Genomic DNA, 19,669 nt, shown 5'->3' on the forward strand with positions numbered 1-19,669 from the left:
ATGGCGAAGATCAAGCAAGCACCAAGCCCGAAAGCATCCCCGTTGCGGGAGGTAGTGCGACGCCATTCCAACACCCTGTCGAAACAACTCCAAGCCCATCAAGCGAAAATATTCCCTCCGCTCGCTAAAAAAACCATCAGGAACTTTACTCCCGCTGAAGTGGCTAAGTTTCTTGGCCTGGCAGAGGGATACCTCCGGACGGTCGTAGCAGACTTGGAAGCCCGTCAGGATAATGATTTCAGGCCATCAACCGGCCCCGGCAATCGCCGCGTCTACACTGTCGATGATATGGCAAAGTTGCGAAGGCTTCTGGACGAGACCACGCGTGGAGCAAGAGTGCCCCGTCGATACGTGCAGAACCGGACGGAAGGTGAAGATCTTCAGGTAATCGCCGTGATGAATTTCAAGGGCGGCTCCGGGAAGACGACGACCGCTGCTCATCTGGCCCAGTACCTTGGATTTCGTGGATATCGCGTGCTCGCAATCGACCTTGATCCGCAGGCGAGCCTTTCAGCCCTATTCGGAACTCAGCCCGAACTTGACGTGGGCGAGAACGAAACGATCTATGGCGCTATTCGCTATGACGACGAGCGCCGGCCGATGCGGGACGTGATCCGAAAGACATACATCCCTGGTCTCGATTTAATACCGGGAAATATTGAACTTATGGAGTTTGAGCACACCACGCCCAAGGCGCTGATGCAGAAGAGACCAAATGAACCGATTTTCTTTGCTCGGATCCAGACAGTCATCGAAGAAGTTGGGGACGACTACGATGTGGTGGTGATCGACTGCCCTCCGCAGCTCGGGTTCCTCACGATGTCCGCCCTCACCGCAGCGACTTCGGTCATGATTACCGTGCACCCGCAGATGCTGGATGTAATGTCCATGAACCAGTTCCTCGCAATGACGAGCGATCTGCTTGACGAGATAGCTAGCGTCGGCGCGGATGATCGGAACAACTGGATGAGATTTCTCATCACCCGTTTCGAACCTACCGACGGGCCGCAAAACCAGATGGTCGCCCTTCTCCGTAGCATGTTCGATGATGACGTTATGGTGAATTCCATGCTGAAGAGTACGGCGATCTCGGACGCTGGCTTGACTAACCAAACCCTTTTTGAGGTCGAACGTGGTCAGTTCACGAGAACGACTTATGACCGGGCTCTGGAATCGATGAACAACGTCAATGCCGAGATCGAAGGTTTAATAAAGCAGGTTTGGGGAAGATCATGAGTCGAAAAGGGATCTTTGACCATCTGAATGATTCAAACGATGAACTGGCCGTGCCTGCTCGACCACTTATGAAGCCGAAATCAATGGCCGCTGTGAGCGAAACTATCGGTAGCCTCAACGACCGCACTCGCAGAGCCGACGAGATCGAAAAGCGTCTGGCCGAAGGACAGGCGGTCGTTGATCTCGACCCCGCCGATATCGATCCTTCTTTCGCGCAAGACCGAATGCCCGGAGACATTGATGGCCTGAAGGCTTCTATCAAGGAGCAGGGTCAGCAGGTCCCCATTCTGGTTCGCCCACACCCGGAGGCACCGGGCCGCTATCAGGTTGCCTTTGGCCACCGGCGACACCGCGCCGTGAGTGAGTTGGGTCTTCCGGTCAAATCCATTGTCCGCGATTTGACCGACGAACAGCTTGTCGTAGCACAAGGCCAGGAAAACAATGAGCGACAGGATCTGACGTTCATCGAGAAGGCACGGTTCGCTGCCAGGCTGAAAAATCGCTTTCCACGCGATGTGATTATGTCTTCGTTGTCGATCGACAAGAGCACGCTCTCAAAAATGCTTATGCTTGTCGATGCGCTGCCGGTTGATCTGATTGATGCGATTGGCCCCGCACCAAGTGTGGGTCGGCCCAACTGGCAGCAATTGGCTGATCTTGTAGAGAAGGGTTCGTCGACGGCCGATGCGACGGAATTTGCAAAGTCGGATTCTGTGCAGGCACTCGCCTCAGAGGATCGGTTCAGGCGTGTTGTCGCTCATCTGCAGCCAAAGCGTATCACCCGTGGCGCCCCGGAGGTTCTGACGACACCAGGGGGCGAACGTCTCGCACAGATGAAGCAAAACAAGATCAAGATGGAAGTCACGATTGACAAGAAGGCGACGCCGGATTTTGCGGCCTTCGTCGTGGAACAACTCCCGGCTCTCTATGAGGCACACCGGGCAGCCAAACAGAAACGGGGAGAGTAAGCCGCAAAAGAAAAGGCCCCACAACGTCGCCGTCGTGGAACCCGATCTGTAAGTCTAGCAGCTACAGAATCGCATTTCCTCGAATTCTCGTCAAGAGCCTTTGGCACCGTTTTGGTGAGCGAATTTCTTTTGCCTTTTGAAAGGTGAGAGATGATGCAAACGGGAACTGTAACGACGCCATTCGGGCGGCGGCCAATGACGCTCGCGCTCGTGCGGCGGCAGACGACTGAAATCAAAGCTGGGAAGACAGCAGAAAAGTGGAAAGTGTTCCGCGACGCATCGGCAGCAATGAGTCAGCTCGCCATCCAGTCGAATAGCCTTGCTGTGCTCGATGCCTTGCTGACCTTTTATCCAGAGAACGAGCTGCGCCAGGACGCGCAAATGATCGTATTTCCGTCCAACACCCAGCTCGCATTGCGAGCGCACGGTATGGCTGGCGCCACGTTACGTCGGCACCTCGCCGTGCTGGTGGAGGCCGGGCTGATCGTACGCAGGGATAGCGCCAACGGCAAGCGATACGCTCGTAAGGACAATACAGGGGCCGTCGAAGCCGCTTTCGGCTTCGATCTTTCTCCCCTTCTGGCGCGCTCGGAGGAGCTGGCGCTGATGGCGCAAAAGGTCATGGCTGATCGCGCCACTTTCAGGAAGGCAAAGGAGAGCTTGACGATTTGCCGCCGCGACGTCCGCAAGCTGCTTACCGCGGCGATGGAGGAGGGTGCGGACGGCGACTGGGAGGGTATAGAAGAGATGTACGTTCGATTGGTCGCCAGGATCCCGCGCGTGCCGACGCTCGCCGAAATCACCGCGGTACTCGACGAGATGCAAATGCTTCACGAGGAAGTCGTCAACCGATTGGAAATTCGGGAGTTTTCGGAAATTAATATCGCCAATGCTGCTCACAATGAGCAGCACATACAGAATTCAAACACCGAATCCCCAAATGAACTTGAACCATGCTCCGAAAAAGAGCAGGGCGCGAAGCCGAGTGCAACGGGCCTGCCGAACCGCGATCCGATAAAAGCATTCCCGCTTGGAATGGTGCTGAGGGCCTGCCCAACGATAGCCGATTACGGCAAGGGTGGGGCAATTGAGAACTGGCGGGATCTCATGTCCGCTGCAGTGGTGGTTCGATCGATGCTGGGTGTTAGCCCCTCGGCTTATCAGGATGCCTGTGAAGCCATGGGGCCAGAGAATGCCGCCGTGGCCGTGGCCTGCATCCTGGAGCGAGCGAACTTCATCAACTCGGCCGGGGGATACCTGCGAGATCTGACACGGCGGGTCGAGCGGCAAGAGTTTTCGCTCGGGCCGATGATTATGGCGCTGCTGAAATCAAACGGGGAGGTTGGCTTGAAGGCGGGATAGCCGTTGGCAGCTGCCTACATTCTTAACCGACTGTAAAATAACTGTTTTTCGAGCTGGACGCTATCGGTCTTCGAATAAGGCCTTAAAAGGTTCTTGCCACACCAGATTTCACTCCCGGAACTCAAGTTCTCACTTGAAGCATGCGCTGATGTTGCTAGGCCATCTCAAGCGATGGCTATCGGCTCGATCTGGCGACGTTTTCAGCGGCAGGTGGAAGGTCTTCGGACTTTGATATTTGAAGGCACCGCGCTGGAGAACTGCATCGAGGCCAAGACAGTCTTTCTTGCTCATGAGTTTTGGTCTCGCGACGTGAGACACAGCACGGTCGCCGAGCTTCATCCATCCCGCTAGAGCTTTGACGGTTGACTCCAGTCCCTTGTCGTTGACGGTGATCTCCAGTTTCTGATCAAAGCGCCTTTTCTGCCATCAGCTTGGTCCGAAGGATCCTGCCGAGGAACAATATCCGGCCACCACAAGAGCCAGCGATTGATGTGATTTTCCACTGTCGTCTATACGGAATCTGGGGCGTCGAGCGCTCGGGCGTCTAGGATGGCGACTGGCTGCAAGTTGCCGTGATTTGGTAGCTTGTCGAACCACGCGCAACGGTGAGATCAATGCAGGACAACAACTTCCTCTAATGGGGCTCCGGCTTGCGAGTAGGTGTAGAAGGTGATGGAAAGAGGCTCAGTCAACGGTTCCTCCGGGAGCATTTCCGGCGGTGCGCCCCCGCCGTCCCATGCTCATTGACCCCTGGTGATCGGGGAACTCGATGCCATTTCGGGTGGCACCAACCGGTAGCAGGAACAGTGCGTACTGCTTCGGCGCAAAGCTGTATCTCATTGAATTTGTCATGAAATTTCTTCACTTTTCCGCCCCAATGCCCCGGCACCTGGACCGATGGCCGCGAGTAGATTGAGAGACCGCGGCCGCAGGGAAGGGAAGTTGGCAAGGAGGCGGAGGGCGGCGAAGTCCGCACGATTTGCCCCGCGTTTAGTCGGTCAATCACACGTCATTGGTACCCGATTCCATCATCCTGGCAAACTGAACAGACGGTCACCGGTGGTTGGAATGAGGCGGATGCCGGCCGGAAACAGTGAGGGCGGCGGTTTGAGCGGGAGGGAGAGGGGGGAAGGGGCGTTTTCGGTGGGTTGAGGGTGTCGGAGAGAGGCTTCGGCCAGCCCGCCACGGAGAAACGACATGGCACAGGCCATACAGAAAATCACGCTCAATGCAGGGCGCGACATCCCCTTCAGCAAGCTCGTGCTCAGCCAGCAGAACGTGCGCAAGGTCAAGGCAGGCGTCTCGATCGAGGAGCTTGCTGACGAAGATGCCCTAAGCCGCCCGGCTGCTGGAAGGCAGTGGTTGGCTCCCCGAGGTGCTGCGGCTTCCGGTCGACGCGACCCTCGCCGAACCCGACGATGCCTCAGTGTCGGATGCGGATGGCATCGATGACGAAGTCATGGAAAGTGCCGACGTCGAACTTCCTGCCTTCCTGACAGAAGGGGTGGATGCCGAAGAAACATCCACCGATCTTGCAGAGGGTGGTGACGCGCACCTCGAAGCGGCGGAATAATCGCGCCCAAACCCATCGCTCAATGGAGGCCCGACTAAACGTCGGGCCTTTTGATGTCTGAACATTGGAAACAATGCGTTTCGGGCGCTCGGAGGATAATCTCGAATCCCAATATGCCCGCGATGCGCTCCGGCAGTTCTATAAGCTGATCCACGGCGGCGGGGTCGCAGGATGTTCGCTGGAAAAATTCGAGACCATCACCGGCCTGTCGCTGAGCGCGGAAGAAGGCGGCCTCAAGGACGAGTTGCCGCCGATCCATACCTTCCTCAACCGCATGCTGGCGCTCACCATCGCCATGCAGAACTTGCTCTTCGACGCCTTCGAGCAGTTATTGGCCGCCCGCATCGAGGGCGCGATCGCAGCGGGAGTCTACGACAAGGGCCTGGAGACACTGACAGCGGACCGGATGACGGTGACGGCCAGACAACTGGTGTACACCCATCCCGTCACCGGAGCGCAGTCGCATCTCCTGACGATCGAACGCATGGACCGCAACGAGCCGATGCCGCTTGGTGACGCCTTGGGACTCGCTGCGCGAGATCCCCGTGCCATGTTGATGCTCAACGACAAGCCGGGCCGTGCGGCCGTGCAGATACCAACACGGTCGGTCATGCTCGATGACGGCTCGATCCAGCCGCGCGTGGCGCTCATCCGACCGATGGACGAAAACCGCTTCGAGGTGCGCCAGCTCGCCGAAACGAACTGGGAGGAAGCGGACGAGCAGAGCTTTTCCGCCGCCTGGAACGCGGAAGTCGGCGATCTTCCGGAGTTCTCCGTATCGACCATGCATGTCGTCTCCGGCCTCCTGTTGCCGATCTGGAAACTGCTGCCGCAGGATTATTGCCGGGTCTATCGCCTTGAGACCGACGAGGGCGAACGTATCGTCGGCCGCTTGATATCGGCGGAGGGGCTCTCCCGGCTTTGCCGGAATTTCGGGCTCGACCAAACGGAGGTCATCACCGCCGCACAGGTCTGGCAATCGCTGCTCGGCGGGACCTCGGTCGTCGCACTCGCCGGCAACATGACGCTGCGGCGCGCTCGAGTGATGAATGACTATCGCGTCGAGCTCGCTGGCTTCACCGACGGGATGCGCGACAGGCTGAGGTCCATCGGTCTCTTCTCCGAAATGATCGCCTGGAAGGTGAGGTTCTTTGTCCCGACCACGGACGAGGGGCCCGCGATCCTTTCACGGCTTATCGAGCGCCATCGCGTCGTCGATGTCGCCGGCCGGACGTGATGGAGGCCATACACCATGCTCTCCGCCTCGCAATTGGCGGATCGTCTGGCGCGCGATGCCGAGGCGGTCTGCCGTTATTATCTCTCCGCCGGCCATCGGGCCGGCAATTACTGGGTCGTCGGCGACGACGCCAACAGCAAGGGGAAGTCGCTTTACGTTCATCTCTGCGGACCCCGCAAGGGCAGGTGGGCGGACGCGGCGACCACCCAGTATGGTGACCTGCTCGATCTCGTGCGCGAATCCTGTGGACTGGTCGATTTCCGCGACGTTGCCGATGAGGCGCGGCGTTTCCTGAACGAACCTCAGTCCAGACCGGTTTCGTCCCGCAGGGAGGAGTCCCTCGACAGCCTGCCGGTCGAAAGGCCGGCTGGGGAACGTGCAACACGCCTGTTCCGTATGACGCAGCCGCTCTCCGGCACGCTTGCTGACAGCTACCTGCGCCAGCGTGGCATCCTGCGCGCGTCGTTGCATCCCTCGCTCCGCTTCCACGCGTCCTGCTACTATCGTGATCTCGTCAGCGGCAGGACGAGCAGTTATCCAGCGCTGATCGCAGCCGTGACCGATCAAGCCGGCGCGATTACCGGCGTGCATCGCACCTGGCTGGATCCGGACGGTGGCGGCAAGGCGAGGGTCGATGATCCCCGCCGTGCGCTTGGCGGGCTGCTCGGCAACGCCGTGCGGTTCCGCTTTCCTGTCGATGGCCTCGTGCCTGTCGTGGCGGCGGGCGAGGGGCTCGAGAGCATGTTGTCGCTCTCGCATGTGATGCCCGATATGCCGATCGTCTCGGCGCTGACGGCCAATCACCTTGCCGCGTTCCGGCCGCCAACCGGGTGCCTGCGCCTCTACGTCGCCGCTGACGCGGATGCCGCTGGCCGGCATGGCATCGAGGGATTGAGCCGCCGAACGCAGGCGTTTGGCATCCTGCCGCTTGTGCTCACCCCTGAGCTCGGCGACTTCAACGAGGATCTGCGCCGGCTTGGACCGGAGCGGCTCATCGCAAATCTTCGGGCACAGCTCGCACAGGAGGACGCTCAAGTCTTTCTGCCCGCCTGATTTGGCCTTGAGGAACGCGAGGGGCTGGCGCGGGGGCGTAGAGAAGGGGGGCTCTGCCAGTCGCCGTCCGGATGGCGCGCGCCTGCGGGCCTGGCGAGAGGCGACCCTTACCAGACGGCGGGCGAGCCTTCAGCGGGTCAGTCAGGTTTCTTCCCCGCGCCGGCTTTTTAGTCCGCATCGGCCGGTCCGAAAACCGGTTCCCACTTTTCGGGCCGATGCGGCAGCCGGCGCTCCTCGCGGGCCAAGAAACCCTCCCTCAACCGCCCGGCGCTGCGCTGGGCCGCTTCGCTGCGCTCGCGGTTCCGGCCCCGCCCGCCGCCTGAACAGGGATCGCCGTCAGGCCGCGAGAGGCGCGGCCCAACCCGACGGAGACCATCATGAACCTGACCCTTCCCATCGCCGACGCCTTCGAGCCGCACCACGCGTCTTCCCCGACGGACCGCTTCATCTACGAGATGCAAGTCTTTGGCTACCGCCCGTTTCAGGACGAGCCGGATCCGCGGCTGCTACCAGAAGAGCCGGTCGTCCAGTCGGCGCTGACCGCGATGTTCTCCGCAATGTTTGAGATGCTCGGCGACACGCGGCTGGAGCCCGATCTCGAAGATCTTCTCTGGTCGACGGTCAATCTCTTCCACCGCGCCGGCGAGCGTATCCAGCGCGAGCTTCAGCGCAACGAGGACGCACAGCGCAACGGCCAGCGTGAACAGGACGGCTCCGAGGTGAAGTCGGTCGAGCTCGAGCGACACATCGTCGAAGGCATCTCGCTTCTGGAGCGCCGCAACGCCTTCGAGTACATGCGCGACTACGCAGCCGATCTCTTCGAGGCGCAGACCGGAACGCCCTGGCGGCCGCGCACCGGCTCGAAGGTCAATCACGCCAACATGACCGCGGCGATGATCGACTCCCGGGATTTCCTCTCTGCCCGCCGGCATGCCGAGACCGAGGTGCTGATCCCGGCCGGTACCAAGATTGCCTTCGGCGGCGGCACCGACTACAACGATCACGACCGGATCTGGGCGAAACTCGATCAGGCTCTCGCCAAATATCCCGACATGGTGCTGCTGCACGGCGGATCGCCGAAAGGCGCCGAACGCATCGCCGCCTGCTGGGCGGAAACCCGCAAGGTGACGCAGATCGCCTTTAAGCCCAACTGGACGAAGCACGCCAAGGCAGCACCCTTCCGCCGCAACGACGATATGCTCTCGGTCATGCCATCAGGCGTCGTCGCCTTTCCCGGCTCCGGCATCACCGGCAATCTCGTCGACAAGGCCCGACAACTCGGCATCCCGGTCTGGCAGGTCCAGGGAGACGGCGCGTGAGCGCGACGACGGAAGCGTATGGTGTAATCGGGTGCGTCTCGTGCCCGGTTATGCCTGTGTCATGCCGATGGTGGGTGCAGCCTTGTGTCGAGAGCGAAAGCCTCCTGAAACTTCAGCGAATAGGCGCCTGTCGCGGCACTCGCCACAAAGAGGAGGTTCCAACTATGCGTCGACACCGCGCTCGGGATCGCGACAAAGGCATGCTTTCGCAGCAGTTCGTCGCCGAACGCCTGCTGGCCGGCGCTCGGAATTCCGGGGCGCAGCCAGTTGGGATTGGGAATGGTCGACGGGTCGACGACATGTACCGCGGAGATATCGGCGACGACGGCCGCGGTCAGGATGTGCGGAACAGTATCCAGCGCGCGAAACCCCTTGTGAACCGCGACTTCGAGGATCGCGGTCGACGGGTCGATCGAGCAGTAGACCGCCCGCACGCCCTTGCTATTCCAGCGGCCGCCGACACGATAGGCGCCTTCACCGCTATCCCATGTCGGGGCATAGGCGGCTTGGTCGAGCCGCCAGGCGATCAGCTCGGAACCGCCGAGCGCAATCGGCAGAGGCGTCATGCATAGACGCCGTATTCGAGCCGTTGGAGATAGTCCTCGACCAGTTCAACGCCGGCAGGCGTTCCCAGGAGGTCGATCGGGCGGCGCTGGTCGAGCCCGATTGCCGGACGCTCCAGCCATTGCTCGGCTTCCGCCTGCGTTCCCAGGACATCCGTCGCCTTGGCCAGGATTTCGGCAAATTTCCATGCCCGGCCGCTTTGCTCTTGGCTCAGTGGCTTGGACGGCGCATCCTTGCGCCGCTGCCATGTCCTGAGGCTCATACCGACGGCCTTTTCAAGGGATTCGGTCTTGCCGATGAAGACCAGGCATCCGACGAGGTGATCGATCGCAGACGCTGGCAAGCCATGCAGCAGGAGTTCATGCGCATCGAGCGCACTCGTCAGACTGCGCGACAGGACACGCGTCCCGCCGAGAAGCGCTGCCACCTTCTGCAATTCTCCGCCGGCTGCATCCGGGAAGCCTTTTTCCATTGCAATTGCCACCGTAACTCTCCTACGTCATCTGTCGTTCCATATATGACAGTTGACGCGACATTGTTCAATAGGGTCTTGAGAAGCCGGCAGCCTGAGAACGCGCGTTGCGGCGAATGCCGGACGGCTGGCAGGCGGCGGCGTCTGGTCGGTACGCATAGCGAACCCAGTCTCCTGCAGGCAAGACTGGTCGCCAGGAGCTGGAGCGACGTAGCGGCCAATCGCCGGCAGCGCGCGGGTTGCCAGTTCGCAATGCAGCCCGGTGATCCCGACGTGCACCAGCGCGGCGGCAGCAAGCCAGGCCGATACCGATTGTGCGGGTATGGAGCCTGATCCGCTGGAACCTTCTCATTTCCGCTTGTTTCCGCGCCGGTCGCGCGAGGGGTTGACGCCGATCGGGGGACATGGCCGGGCTGAGCCAGCATCTGGGCACGGGCAGCAACCGGGCGGCCGATCGATGTGCGTCCCCGACCTTCGGTTACATCGAGAGCCATCCCCTGTCCATGTCGCCTTTGTAGGCAACCCCCGGACCTATGCGGTCAACCCCTGAAGGGGTTCGCCCTCGCCCGAAGGCTCGGTGACCGCGGCCGAGGGCCGCCTTCTTTGGCGCCATCGGGAATGGTTCCCGATGCAACCGAAGGAGACAGCACAATGGCCACCACGATCGCAACCCTGACGCAGAAGACCGACGGCATCCTCGAAGGCATCTTCGCCACCATCCGGGTCAATGCCCCGATCGCCATCATCCCGAATGCAAGCAAGGCGAGCGAAGAAGCCCCCGACTACCGCGTCATCCACCGCAAGACCGGCTTCGAGATCGGCGCAGGCTGGAACCGCATCGCCCGCCAGACCGGCGAGGAATACCTCTCGGTGAAGCTGGAAGCCCCCGAGATCGGCGTGATCTTCGGCAACCTCGCGCCGGCGCCCGGTGGCGAACCGAACAAGAAGGTGATCCTCTGGAACAACCCAAACTGAACGACGAGCGAGTGGCCCCGAGTGATCGGGGCCGACTTCGCCTTGCGGTTTGTTGCGCGCTGAACCGGAAGTAAAAGCGGGCATCGAGCCCGCTTTTACTTCTCTTGCCGGTGCCCACACGAGACCAAGGACTGTCTGCTCAGATACGCGAGTGTGCCGTGAGGCTCGTGCCGCCTCAAGGACTTCGCGGCCCCTCCAATTTTCAGCCGATGCCCCGAAGGGCACCGTCAGAAAATCGGTTCCTCCGCTCGCCGGCTCCGCCGGTCGCTGACGCGCTCCTTGACCCGGCCCGATCCTCACGACCCCGGGCGTCATCTTTCACATCATCAGGAGATGACGACGATGACGATTGCACTCGAAATTCAGGTTGAAGAACTGCGCGCCGAACTCAGGAATGCCGATCCGGCCGAACGCCGCGAGATTGCAGCGGATTTGGAACTGGCACAGGCCGAACTGGCGGCAGCGATCGCCGAGCAGGACGGCACCATCGACGCCGACCCGCCCTTCTGAGGGCGGCGTTTGCCTTCTCCCCTGGATCGGCACGCCGGATCGACCGGCGCACCGGCCCGAAGCTGCGCTTCCCACATCAGGCCATGCGCTCACGCTGCACACTTGCGTTCGGTCTGTAACCGCGAGATCGTTTCGTCCGTAGCAGATCGAGGAACAAGCGGACAGCATCCTCTTCTCTGTCGAAGTGATGCACCATGGCCCGTCCGCTTGTTCCTATGCGGCCCCATCGCCGCGTCAGACACGGCGTGCCGAACAACGTCGGTTCGATCGCGAGCGCGTAGAAGCGCGCCATATTTTTCGTCGCGTCCGTGCGTTCGATGTAAAGCTGGTAGGGCTGACTGAGCATGGCGAAAGAATCTCGCGTTCGAGCTTTTGCGTCCAACGAGACTTATGAATCGGTCAGCCTCCGTCGATTCATTTTCGTGGTCGATTGTCGGATCTGAGGTTCGTGGACTTGGGCGAGCCGGCCGATGGCCGACCGGGTGCTATTCGCTCCGCTCACGGAGCCCGCAAACGGTCTCCGCCTCCGGTCACGCCCCCTCTCGCGGAAAGCTGCGGCCGGATCGATCGGCCGCGACATTGCGATGGGATACCCCTCGCTCTCCGGCCGGTTACGTCAGCGGTACCAGCAGGTTCTTGCTTTGATCCAGGTTTGCGGTTAGACTATCAGGAACCTGATAGTCAGTTGTCCCTGGCAGTCCGTGATGTCGACAGAGCATCAAAGTGGTGAACCCGAAACCGGCGCGACGAGCCGCAGCAACGCTTCCCGCGCGCTCCGGTTCATCGTCCGGTTTCCCTTTTTGATCGCCTTCGGCATCGTCAGAGCTGCGGTCTACAGCGCGTGGTATCTTGCCTTCTTTCTCCTCTGCATGTTCCGCCCCTTCACCGGTTTCCTGATGCTGACGGCGATCGTCATGGTGCCGATGGCGATCGTCGTCCACGCCCATCCCGATGCGGCCAATGGGATGCCATCTCTCGCGTTCGGTCTGATGGCGATCGGGCTCGTTGCCTTCGCGATCGGCTATACGATCTTCCTCGATTGGTTCACCCCGCCCGGCGCGGAGGACCCGTTCGCCCGCTATCGCCGGTCCGATCGGTAGGAGACATTTGCCGACGCGAGGTCTGCGACCCCTCACGGGATCGGCTTGACGAAGCGGTTCGTCTTCGCCTCCTTCTTCATGTCCTTCCGCCGGAAGTAGATCGCCCGACCGCAGCGGATGGGGCTATGGCCCTGGACAATGATGATCTGCTCGTCCTTGCGCATCGACTGGGTGATTTCGTGGGGCATGATCAGCGGACGGCGCTGGAAGTTCACGCTCTCGGATTTTCGCGATGCGTTGTTCTTCGTGTCCCAGCCGATGTTGCGGGAGCTGCCCTTCACCTCCACCGTCATCTCGCCGCATTGCGCCGAGACGTTGCGCGCGGTGTCGAGCGCCTTGATCGCCGCGTAGGAGGCAAAAGCGCAGCCGTCGATCCACGACGTCGCGCCATCCTTCCCGAAATGCCGCTCCAGTTGCCCGACCGACTGGTACATCAGCATCATCGAGATGCCGTATTTGCGGCCGCGGTCGCGCGCCTCCTCGAGCACCCGCATGTAGCCGAGAAGATCGACCTCATCGAGCATGAACAGCGCCCGGCGTTGGAATGCACCATCCGCCTGCACCATGGCGTTGATCAGGGAGCCGATGATAACGCGGCCGATCCCGGGATAGGAGCGTAGGATCGATGCCGGGATGTTGAGGAAGACGTCCTTCTTGCCCGAGACGATATCGCTCGATTTGAACGCATTGCCGCAGACGAGCGCCGCGTAACTTTCGAGCGACAGCCACTGCGTATCCTTCGATGCGGTCGAATAGACTCCGCTGAACGTTTGTTCGGTCATGTTGGTGAAGACGCCGAGGGTTTCTCGGATGAAGGTCGAGGCGGAATGCTCCTGAATGTCGCGGAGCATGGCGAGCACGGAGGGCTCAGGCTCCGAAACGATCTGGCGCAGACTGCGCAAGGTCCGCCGTCCCTCGTATTCCGGTGAGAGCATCACATGGGCAAGCAGACCGGTCAGAAGATTGTGGGCCTGGTTCTGGAAGTAGGAGCCGGTCGAGCTTTCGAAGCGCGCGCTCTCCGACAACAGCATATGGGCGATGCCAACGATGTCCTCTTCCTTTTGCTTCGAGGTCTCGATCCCGTCGAGCACGTTGAAGCCCATGATCGGGTTCGTGGGATCGAGCACCATGACCTCGCGCCCAAGGGCGCGGGTTCGGTGTTCGACAACCATCGGCGCGACCTCCGTCGATGGATCGAGGCAGATCAGCGGCGCGCTATAGCGTAGCGCGGTTGGCACCACGTTGCTCGTGGTCTTGTATCCACCCGACCCGGCAAAGAAGAGCATGTGCGTGGAATCGAAGTCCTGTTTGTAGGTGAGCAACGGCGCCCTGCCGCCTTGCCCCCAGGTCGCCGGATCGTTTGGATCGAAGGGCAGTTCGTGGACGATTTCCTTGTCGACCCGGTAACGCTCACCGACGGCGATTTCGCCGTCCGGCGGAAACAGCTTTCCGGCAGCAGACATCGAAAGCCAGTCTGCGTCCCCGAAGGTTCCGCGCTTGGCGCGCGTCACTGGCTCGGGCACGACGGTCGAGATGCGCGCCGTCACCGCCACCGCCATGAAGCCCATCAGCGCGCCGATGACGGCAACGAAATCCAGATAGGAAAGCGCCTGGTTCCATGTGACCGTGCCGCTCTCCACGGACGGGGCGAGCCTGCCGAATTCGCGCAGCGCGTAGATGCCGGCCACAGCCAGAAAGCAGACAAGGCTCGCCATCGCCACCGGCCTTCGCCGGTGCAAAGGCAAAGCCCATACACTCAATAGACCCGCGAGCGGCCCGAATAGAAGCGCCGGAACGGGTGCTGCCCGCAGGAACCAATAGGCCGACTTGCCCGACATCCCAACGGCCAATTCCTGCCACCGCCAGCCAACCGCATAGGCGGCAAACGCAGTGACAGTGAGCGGCACCAGAATGAGCAACAGGCTCGGATGCAGTTTTCCTGGCCCACTCATTCTGCTGCCTCCCCGATGCGCCGCGATCCGACATCGACCATGGGCATCTTGAACGCCTCCTCGCCGATATCGCGCATGCGCCGATACTCCGATGACCCCGGAGCGATCCTTGCCAGTTCGAGAAAGCCACCGAGCAGGAATGCCCGGTCGGCCTTGCTAAGACCCGACTTGACAACGATGCCGCCGAGCAAAAACTTCTCCCGTGCCTCATACTTGCGATCAGCCGTCATGAGAAACCTCCGCCGTCGTTCCAGTGCCGCCAGTTGGCGGTCGACGCGGCGTAGGAGTTGGGCCGGAAGGTCCCTTTTTCTCCCCTTTCCGAAATCGCGCGGCGATCTCCTCGACGAGGCGCTCGATCTCCTCGTCGTCGATCTCCATTTCGGCCAGCCCCGACTTGGTGGCGGCTCGGGCAAACCGCTCGGCGGATTTGGCGATCATCGCGCGTCGGCGCTCGCGCAGCTTCTCGATCTGGGAGTCTATGTCGGTGATCGATGATTTTGCAGCCATTCCAGCGTCCTTTCCTGTTGGAACAATCTCAACGATTTCGATCATACTATCTATTTTCTGATAGTAAAATAGGCTATGTTGCATTCACCCGAAAATGTCGCAGCGGAAATCCGGCCGATGACCGTGTTCCGGAAAAGCGGCATCGGCCCTGCGGTCCGATCGGTTTGAGGGCGCAATATACGTCGCTGGCGCGACGTGCTTGGAAGTTCAGGAGACCACAGTGGCGATCATGTTCGTCAGAGCGCAGGTGATCAGCAGGGGAGCGGGACGCAGTATCGTCTCGGCGGCCGCCTATCGCCACCGCGCCCGGATGATGGACGATCAGGCTGGAACGTCCTTCAGCTACCGGGGCGGCGCGTCCGAACTGGTGCATGAGGAGATGGCGCTGCCGGACCAGGTTCCGGGCTGGCTGAAGACGGCGATCGACGGCCAATCCGTCGCCAAGGCAAGCGAGGCGCTCTGGAATGCACTCGATGCCTTCGAGACGCGGGTCGATGCGCAGCTGGCTCGCGAGCTGATTATCGCACTGCCGGAAGAGTTGACGCGGGCGGAGAACATTGCGCTTGTCCGCGCGTTCGTCCGAGACAATTTTACGTCGAAGGGGATGGTGGCCGATTGGGTCTATCACGACAAGGACGGCAATCCGCACATCCATCTGATGACGACGCTGCGTCCGCTGACCGAGGAGGGGTTCGGACCAAAGAAGGTCCCTGTGCTTGGTGAGGATGGCGAGCCGCTGCGCGTCGCCACACCAGATCGGCCGAACGGCAAGATCGTCTACAAGCTCTGGGCCGGCGACAAGGAAACCATGAAGGCGTGGAAGATCGCCTGGGCAGAAACCGCAAACCAGCATCTGGCGCTCGCCGGCCATGAGATTCGCCTCGACGGCCGCTCCTATGCGGAACAGGGCCTCGACAGGATCGCGCAAAAACATCTCGGGCCCGAAAAGGCGGCGCTCGCCCGAAAGGGCGTCGAGATGTATTTCGCGCCGGCCGATCTCGCCCGAAGGCAGGAGATGGCCGACCGCCTGCTGTCGGAGCCGGAGCTTCTCTTGAAGCAGCTTGGCAACGAGCGCTCTACTTTCGACGAGAAGGATATCGCCAGGGCGCTGCATCGCTATGTCGACGATCCCGTCGATTTTGCCAATATCCGGGCGCGTTTGATGGCGTCGGACGATCTGGTCATGCTGAGGCCGCAGCAGCTCAATGCCGAAACCGGCAAGGCGTCGGAACCGGCAGTATTCACCACGCGAGAGATCCTGCGGATCGAATATGACATGGCGCGGTCGGCTGAGATTCTATCAGAGCGCAAGGGCTTTGGTGTTTCCGGTGCCCAAGTCGCTGCAGCTGTCAAAAGCGTCGAAACGGCCGATCCGGCAAATCCTTTCAAGCTCGATGCCGAACAAGTCGATGCTGTCAGTCATGTCACCGGCAACAACGCGATTGCAGCCGTTGTCGGTCTAGCCGGCGCCGGTAAATCGACGCTGCTTGCCGCCGCGCGCGTCGCCTGGGAAAGCGAAGGCCGGCGGGTGATCGGCGCAGCACTTGCCGGCAAGGCGGCCGAAGGGTTGGAGGACAGTTCCGGCATCAGGTCGCGCACGCTGGCCTCCTGGGAATTGGCATGGGCGAGCGGGCGCGAGACGCTCCAGCGCGGCGACGTCCTTGTCGTCGATGAGGCTGGCATGGTGTCCTCGCATCAGATGGCTCGTGTCCTGAAAGCCGTGGAAGGCGTAGGCGCGAAAGCCGTGCTGGTCGGTGACGCCATGCAGCTTCAGCCGATCCAGGCCGGTGCTGCCTTCCGGGCGATTTCGGAGCGTGTCGGCTTTGCGGAACTTGCCGGCGTCCGCCGCCAGCGCGATGAGTGGGCGCGTGAGGCCTCGCGGCTCTTCGCCCGCGGCAAGGTCGAGGAGGGTCTCGACGCCTATGCGCAGCATGGACGCATCGCTGCAGCCGAAACACGCGCAGAAATCGTCTCGCGTATTGTCGCGGATTGGACGGATGCCCGGCGCGACCTCCTTCAGAAAACCGCCGGTGGAGGAGAGGCTTCCCGGCTTCGTGGCGACGAACTTCTTGTGCTGGCGCATACCAATGAGGATGTGAAGCGTCTCAACGAATCCCTGCGCAAGGTGATGATGGAGGAGGGCGCGCTGACCGGCGCCCGCGAATTCCAGACGGCGCGCGGGGTTCGCGAGTTCGCTGCTGGCGACCGGATCATCTTCCTCGAAAACGCGCGTTTTCTGGAACCGCGCGCCCGCCGTCTCGGTCCGCAATACGTCAAGAACGGCATGCTTGGTACGGTCGTAACCACCGGTGACCAGCGGGGTGATGCGTTGTTGTCGGTGCGTCTCGACAATGGCCGCGACGTCGTCATCAGCGAGGCCACTTATCGCAACGTCGATCACGGCTATGCCGCGACGATACACAAATCGCAGGGGTCGACGGTCGACCGGACCTTCGTGCTCGCCACCGGCATAATGGACCAGCACCTGGCCTATGTGGCGATGACACGGCATCGCGATCGCGCCGATCTTTATGCTGCGAAAGAGGACTTTGAGACAAAGACGGAATGGGACCGCAAGCCGCGCGCCGATCACGCGGCCGGCGTTACAGGCGCGCTGGTGGAAACCGGATTCGCCAAGTTCCGGCCCAATGATGAGGATGCCGATGACAGCCCCTATGCTGACGTCAAGACGGACGACGGAACGGTCCATCGTCTCTGGGGCGTCAGCCTGCCGAAGGCGATCGAGGATGCCGGCGTCGCGGACGGCGACACGGTCACGCTGCGCAAGAACGGCGTTGAGAAGGTCAAGGTCCAGATTCCGATTATTGACGAGCAAACCGGACAGAAGCGGTTTGAGGAACGGGAAGTCGAGCGCAATGTCTGGACGGCGAAACAGGTCGAAACCGTCGAGGCTCGCCAGGAGCGGATCGAGCGCGGTAGCCATCGGCCGGAATTGTTCAAGCAACTCGTCGAGCGCCTGTCGCGGTCTGGCGCCAAGACCACCACGCTCGATTTCGAGAGCGCCGCCGGCTACCAGGCGCATGCGCAAGATTTCGCGCGGCGGCGCGGTATCGACACGCTCGCCTCGGCCGCGGCCGGGATGGAGGAGGGCGTTTCCCGGCGGCTGGCGTGGCTTGCTGAGAAAAAAGAGCAGGTGGCGGAGCTCTGGCAGCGCGCGAGCGTGGCACTCGGTTTCGCGATCGAACGCGAGCGGCGCATTTCCTACAGCGAGGACCGGGCGGAATCAGTCTCTGCAGAAATCCCAACCGGTAGGCGCTATCTGATCCCGCCCACCACTGACTTCGCGCGAAGCGTCGACGAGGACGCTCGCCGCGCGCAGCTTTCGTCACCCCGGTGGAACGAGCGGGAGGAAATCCTTCGGCCGCTGCTCGCAAAAATCTATCGCGATCCGGATGTCGCGCTCACCCACCTGAACGCGCTCGCCTCGGATGCCAGGATCGAACCCCGCACGCTCGCCGGCGATCTCGCCAATGCGCCGGATCGGCTCGGCCGCTTGCGCGGGTCCGACAATATCGTCGAGGCGCGCGCAGCGCGCGACGAGCGCAGTGTTGCTGTGGCGGCATTCAAGGAATTGCTGCCCTTGATTCGTGCGCACGCGACCGAGTTTCGCCGGAATGCCGACCGGTTCCGCGAACGTGAGCAGACGCGCCGTGCCTATATGTCCTTGTCGATCCCGGCGATTTCTAAACAGGCCATGCAACGTCTTGTCGAAATTGAAGCAGTGCGCAGCCGAGGTGGCGACGACGCCTGGAAAACTGCCTTCGCCTTTGCCACCGAGGATCGCTCTCTCGTGCAGGAGGTCAAGGCCGTGAGCGATGCTTTGACGGCACGCTTCGGCTGGAGCGCCTTCACCGGAAAGGCCGATGCGATTGCCGAGCGCAACGTACTCGAGCGCATGCCGGAGGATCTCACGGACGAACGGAGGGGGAAGCTGACGCGGCTCTTCGAGGTTATCAGGCGCTTCAGTGAGGAGCAGCATCTTGCCGAGCGCAAGGACCAGTCGAAGATCGTCGCCGGCGCCAGCATCGAAGCCGGCAAGGAGCCTAACGCCGTGCTGCCAATGCTTGCCGCAGTGACGGAGTTTAGGACGCCGATTGATGATGAAGCGCGTCCACGCGCGCTCGCCACTCAGCACTATCGTCACAATCGTGCTGCTCTGGCCGAGACTGCCACGCGCATCTGGCGCGATCCGGCCGGCGCCGTCGACAGAATAGAGGGTCTGATCGTCAAAGGCTTTGCGGCCGAGCGGATCGCGGCGGCTGTCGCGAACGACCCCACTGCTTACGGGGCGCTGCGCGGCTCCGATCGCCTGATGGATCGGATGCTCGCCGTCGGCCGGGAGCGCAAGGATGCGCTGCAAGCCGTACCGGAAGCATCCGTCCGACTGCGCTCGCTCGGCGTGGCTTATGTCAGCGCCTTCGATGCCGAGCGCCGGTCCGTCACGGAAGAACGACGCCGCATGGCGGTTGCCATTCCCGGATTGTCGCAAGCCGCCGAAGACGCGCTGCGCAAGTTGGCAGCGCAGATGAAAAAGCAAGGCAACAAGCTCGCCGTTGCCGCCGGTTCGATTGATCCGCGCATTGGCCAGGAATTCGCCGCGGTCAGCCGCGCACTCGACGAACGTTTCGGCCGCAACGCCATCCTCCGCGGCGAGAAGGACGTCGTCAATCGTGTGCCGGCGGCGCAGCGTCGTGCCTTTGAGGCAATGCACGAGCGGCTGATGATCTTGCAGCAGACCGTCCGCATGCAGGCAAGCCAGCAAATCATATCGGAGCGTCAACAGCACATCATCAACCGCGCGCGCGGCGTCATCTTTTGAG

The 19,669-nt window shown here is 61.6% G+C and carries 16 protein-coding genes and 1 pseudogene; 11 read left to right on the top strand and 6 right to left on the bottom strand.

Annotation, left to right across the window (positions count from 1 at the left end):
• The 7 genes and pseudogenes from repA (at position 1) to IHQ71_RS30010 (ending at position 8,748) form a co-directional block, all read left to right on the top strand.
• Positions 1 to 1,236, top strand: coding sequence for a plasmid partitioning protein RepA (gene repA / locus IHQ71_RS29980; RefSeq protein WP_258163384.1), 1,236 nt, complete (start codon positions 1 to 3; stop codon positions 1,234 to 1,236).
• Positions 1,233 to 2,204, top strand: coding sequence for a plasmid partitioning protein RepB (repB, locus tag IHQ71_RS29985; protein WP_258163385.1), 972 nt, complete (start codon positions 1,233 to 1,235; stop codon positions 2,202 to 2,204). Before repA ends, repB begins: the two co-directional genes overlap by 4 nt.
• A gap of 153 nt (positions 2,205 to 2,357) precedes the next feature.
• Positions 2,358 to 3,566, top strand: coding sequence for a plasmid replication protein RepC (gene repC / locus IHQ71_RS29990; protein WP_258163482.1), 1,209 nt, complete (start codon positions 2,358 to 2,360; stop codon positions 3,564 to 3,566).
• Positions 3,567 to 4,941: 1,375 nt separating this feature from the next.
• Positions 4,942 to 5,139, top strand: coding sequence for a hypothetical protein (locus tag IHQ71_RS29995; RefSeq protein WP_258163499.1), 198 nt, complete (start codon positions 4,942 to 4,944; stop codon positions 5,137 to 5,139).
• Positions 5,140 to 5,224: 85 nt separating this feature from the next.
• Positions 5,225 to 6,376: pseudogene (locus IHQ71_RS30000) on the top strand (strawberry notch C-terminal domain-containing protein); the annotation flags it as partial.
• A 15-nt stretch (positions 6,377 to 6,391) separates the two neighbouring features.
• Positions 6,392 to 7,429 carry a toprim domain-containing protein gene (locus IHQ71_RS30005; protein ID WP_258163386.1) on the top strand — a complete coding sequence of 346 codons (1,038 nt, stop codon included), beginning with the start codon at positions 6,392 to 6,394 and terminating at the stop codon, positions 7,427 to 7,429.
• 377 nt (positions 7,430 to 7,806) lie between these two features.
• On the top strand, positions 7,807 to 8,748 hold the full coding sequence (locus IHQ71_RS30010) for a DUF2493 domain-containing protein (protein WP_258163387.1): 942 nt from the start codon (positions 7,807 to 7,809) through the stop codon (positions 8,746 to 8,748).
• 59 nt (positions 8,749 to 8,807) lie between these two features.
• Here the strand turns inward: IHQ71_RS30010 and IHQ71_RS30015 are convergent, their stop codons facing one another.
• Positions 8,808 to 9,314, bottom strand: coding sequence for an RES family NAD+ phosphorylase (locus tag IHQ71_RS30015; RefSeq protein ID WP_258163388.1), 507 nt, complete (start codon positions 9,312 to 9,314; stop codon positions 8,808 to 8,810).
• Positions 9,311 to 9,784, bottom strand: a complete 474-nt coding sequence (locus IHQ71_RS30020) for a DUF2384 domain-containing protein (RefSeq protein WP_258163483.1) — start codon at positions 9,782 to 9,784, stop codon at positions 9,311 to 9,313. The genes IHQ71_RS30015 and IHQ71_RS30020 overlap by 4 nt, the downstream gene beginning before the upstream one ends.
• 651 nt (positions 9,785 to 10,435) lie before the next feature.
• Between IHQ71_RS30020 and IHQ71_RS30025 the strand changes: the two genes are divergently transcribed.
• A complete protein-coding gene (locus IHQ71_RS30025) occupies positions 10,436 to 10,759 on the top strand; it encodes a DUF736 family protein (RefSeq protein WP_258163389.1) in 324 nt (107 codons plus the stop codon).
• 342 nt (positions 10,760 to 11,101) lie between these two features.
• Positions 11,102 to 11,269, top strand: a complete 168-nt coding sequence (locus tag IHQ71_RS30030; RefSeq protein WP_258163500.1) for a hypothetical protein — start codon at positions 11,102 to 11,104, stop codon at positions 11,267 to 11,269.
• Positions 11,270 to 11,345: 76 nt separating this feature from the next.
• On the opposite strand, the gene IHQ71_RS30035 is transcribed toward IHQ71_RS30030, so the two are convergent.
• Complete coding sequence (locus tag IHQ71_RS30035; RefSeq protein WP_258163390.1) at positions 11,346 to 11,615, bottom strand: WGR domain-containing protein; 270 nt, start codon at positions 11,613 to 11,615, stop codon at positions 11,346 to 11,348.
• Positions 11,616 to 11,973: 358 nt separating this feature from the next.
• Between IHQ71_RS30035 and IHQ71_RS30040 the strand changes: the two genes are divergently transcribed.
• On the top strand, positions 11,974 to 12,369 hold the full coding sequence (locus IHQ71_RS30040) for a hypothetical protein (RefSeq protein ID WP_258163391.1): 396 nt from the start codon (positions 11,974 to 11,976) through the stop codon (positions 12,367 to 12,369).
• Positions 12,370 to 12,401: 32 nt separating this feature from the next.
• Here the strand turns inward: IHQ71_RS30040 and traG are convergent, their stop codons facing one another.
• The 3 genes from traG to IHQ71_RS30055 are packed head-to-tail and all read right to left on the bottom strand — an operon-like array spanning position 12,402 to position 14,828.
• Positions 12,402 to 14,321 (bottom strand): Ti-type conjugative transfer system protein TraG, encoded by a 1,920-nt coding sequence (gene traG / locus IHQ71_RS30045; RefSeq protein WP_258163392.1) that lies wholly within the window; start codon positions 14,319 to 14,321, stop codon positions 12,402 to 12,404.
• Positions 14,318 to 14,551, bottom strand: a complete 234-nt coding sequence (locus tag IHQ71_RS30050; RefSeq protein ID WP_258163393.1) for a conjugal transfer protein TraD — start codon at positions 14,549 to 14,551, stop codon at positions 14,318 to 14,320. The genes traG and IHQ71_RS30050 overlap by 4 nt, the downstream gene beginning before the upstream one ends.
• A complete protein-coding gene (locus IHQ71_RS30055; RefSeq protein WP_258163484.1) occupies positions 14,541 to 14,828 on the bottom strand; it encodes a TraC family protein in 288 nt (95 codons plus the stop codon). Before IHQ71_RS30055 ends, IHQ71_RS30050 begins: the two co-directional genes overlap by 11 nt.
• 220 nt (positions 14,829 to 15,048) lie before the next feature.
• Here IHQ71_RS30055 and traA point away from each other — a divergent pair, with 220 nt between their 5' ends.
• Entirely contained in the window at positions 15,049 to 19,668 is a 4,620-nt protein-coding gene (gene traA, locus IHQ71_RS30060; protein WP_258163394.1) for a Ti-type conjugative transfer relaxase TraA, read from the top strand.
• Position 19,669 lies beyond the last annotated feature (1 nt).

Source organism: Rhizobium sp. TH2, from assembly GCF_024707525.1.
Taxonomy (GTDB): domain Bacteria; phylum Pseudomonadota; class Alphaproteobacteria; order Rhizobiales; family Rhizobiaceae; genus Rhizobium_E.

Excerpts from the sequence above, each read along its gene's own strand:
- IHQ71_RS30005 (WP_258163386.1), top strand. The coding sequence starts at position 6,392 with ATGCTCTCCGCCTCGCAATTGGCGGATCGTCTGGCGCGCGATGCCGAG.
- IHQ71_RS30030 (WP_258163500.1), top strand. The coding sequence starts at position 11,102 with ATGACGATTGCACTCGAAATTCAGGTTGAAGAACTGCGCGCCGAACTC.
- IHQ71_RS30020 (WP_258163483.1), bottom strand. The coding sequence starts at position 9,784 with ATGGAAAAAGGCTTCCCGGATGCAGCCGGCGGAGAATTGCAGAAGGTG.
- traG (WP_258163392.1), bottom strand. The coding sequence starts at position 14,321 with ATGAGTGGGCCAGGAAAACTGCATCCGAGCCTGTTGCTCATTCTGGTG.
- IHQ71_RS30050 (WP_258163393.1), bottom strand. The coding sequence starts at position 14,551 with ATGACGGCTGATCGCAAGTATGAGGCACGGGAGAAGTTTTTGCTCGGC.
- IHQ71_RS30025 (WP_258163389.1), top strand. The coding sequence starts at position 10,436 with ATGGCCACCACGATCGCAACCCTGACGCAGAAGACCGACGGCATCCTC.
- IHQ71_RS30040 (WP_258163391.1), top strand. The coding sequence starts at position 11,974 with ATGTCGACAGAGCATCAAAGTGGTGAACCCGAAACCGGCGCGACGAGC.
- repA (WP_258163384.1), top strand. The coding sequence starts at position 1 with ATGGCGAAGATCAAGCAAGCACCAAGCCCGAAAGCATCCCCGTTGCGG.
- IHQ71_RS30055 (WP_258163484.1), bottom strand. The coding sequence starts at position 14,828 with ATGGCTGCAAAATCATCGATCACCGACATAGACTCCCAGATCGAGAAG.
- repC (WP_258163482.1), top strand. The coding sequence starts at position 2,358 with ATGCAAACGGGAACTGTAACGACGCCATTCGGGCGGCGGCCAATGACG.
- IHQ71_RS30035 (WP_258163390.1), bottom strand. The coding sequence starts at position 11,615 with ATGCTCAGTCAGCCCTACCAGCTTTACATCGAACGCACGGACGCGACG.
- IHQ71_RS30010 (WP_258163387.1), top strand. The coding sequence starts at position 7,807 with ATGAACCTGACCCTTCCCATCGCCGACGCCTTCGAGCCGCACCACGCG.
- repB (WP_258163385.1), top strand. The coding sequence starts at position 1,233 with ATGAGTCGAAAAGGGATCTTTGACCATCTGAATGATTCAAACGATGAA.
- IHQ71_RS30015 (WP_258163388.1), bottom strand. The coding sequence starts at position 9,314 with ATGACGCCTCTGCCGATTGCGCTCGGCGGTTCCGAGCTGATCGCCTGG.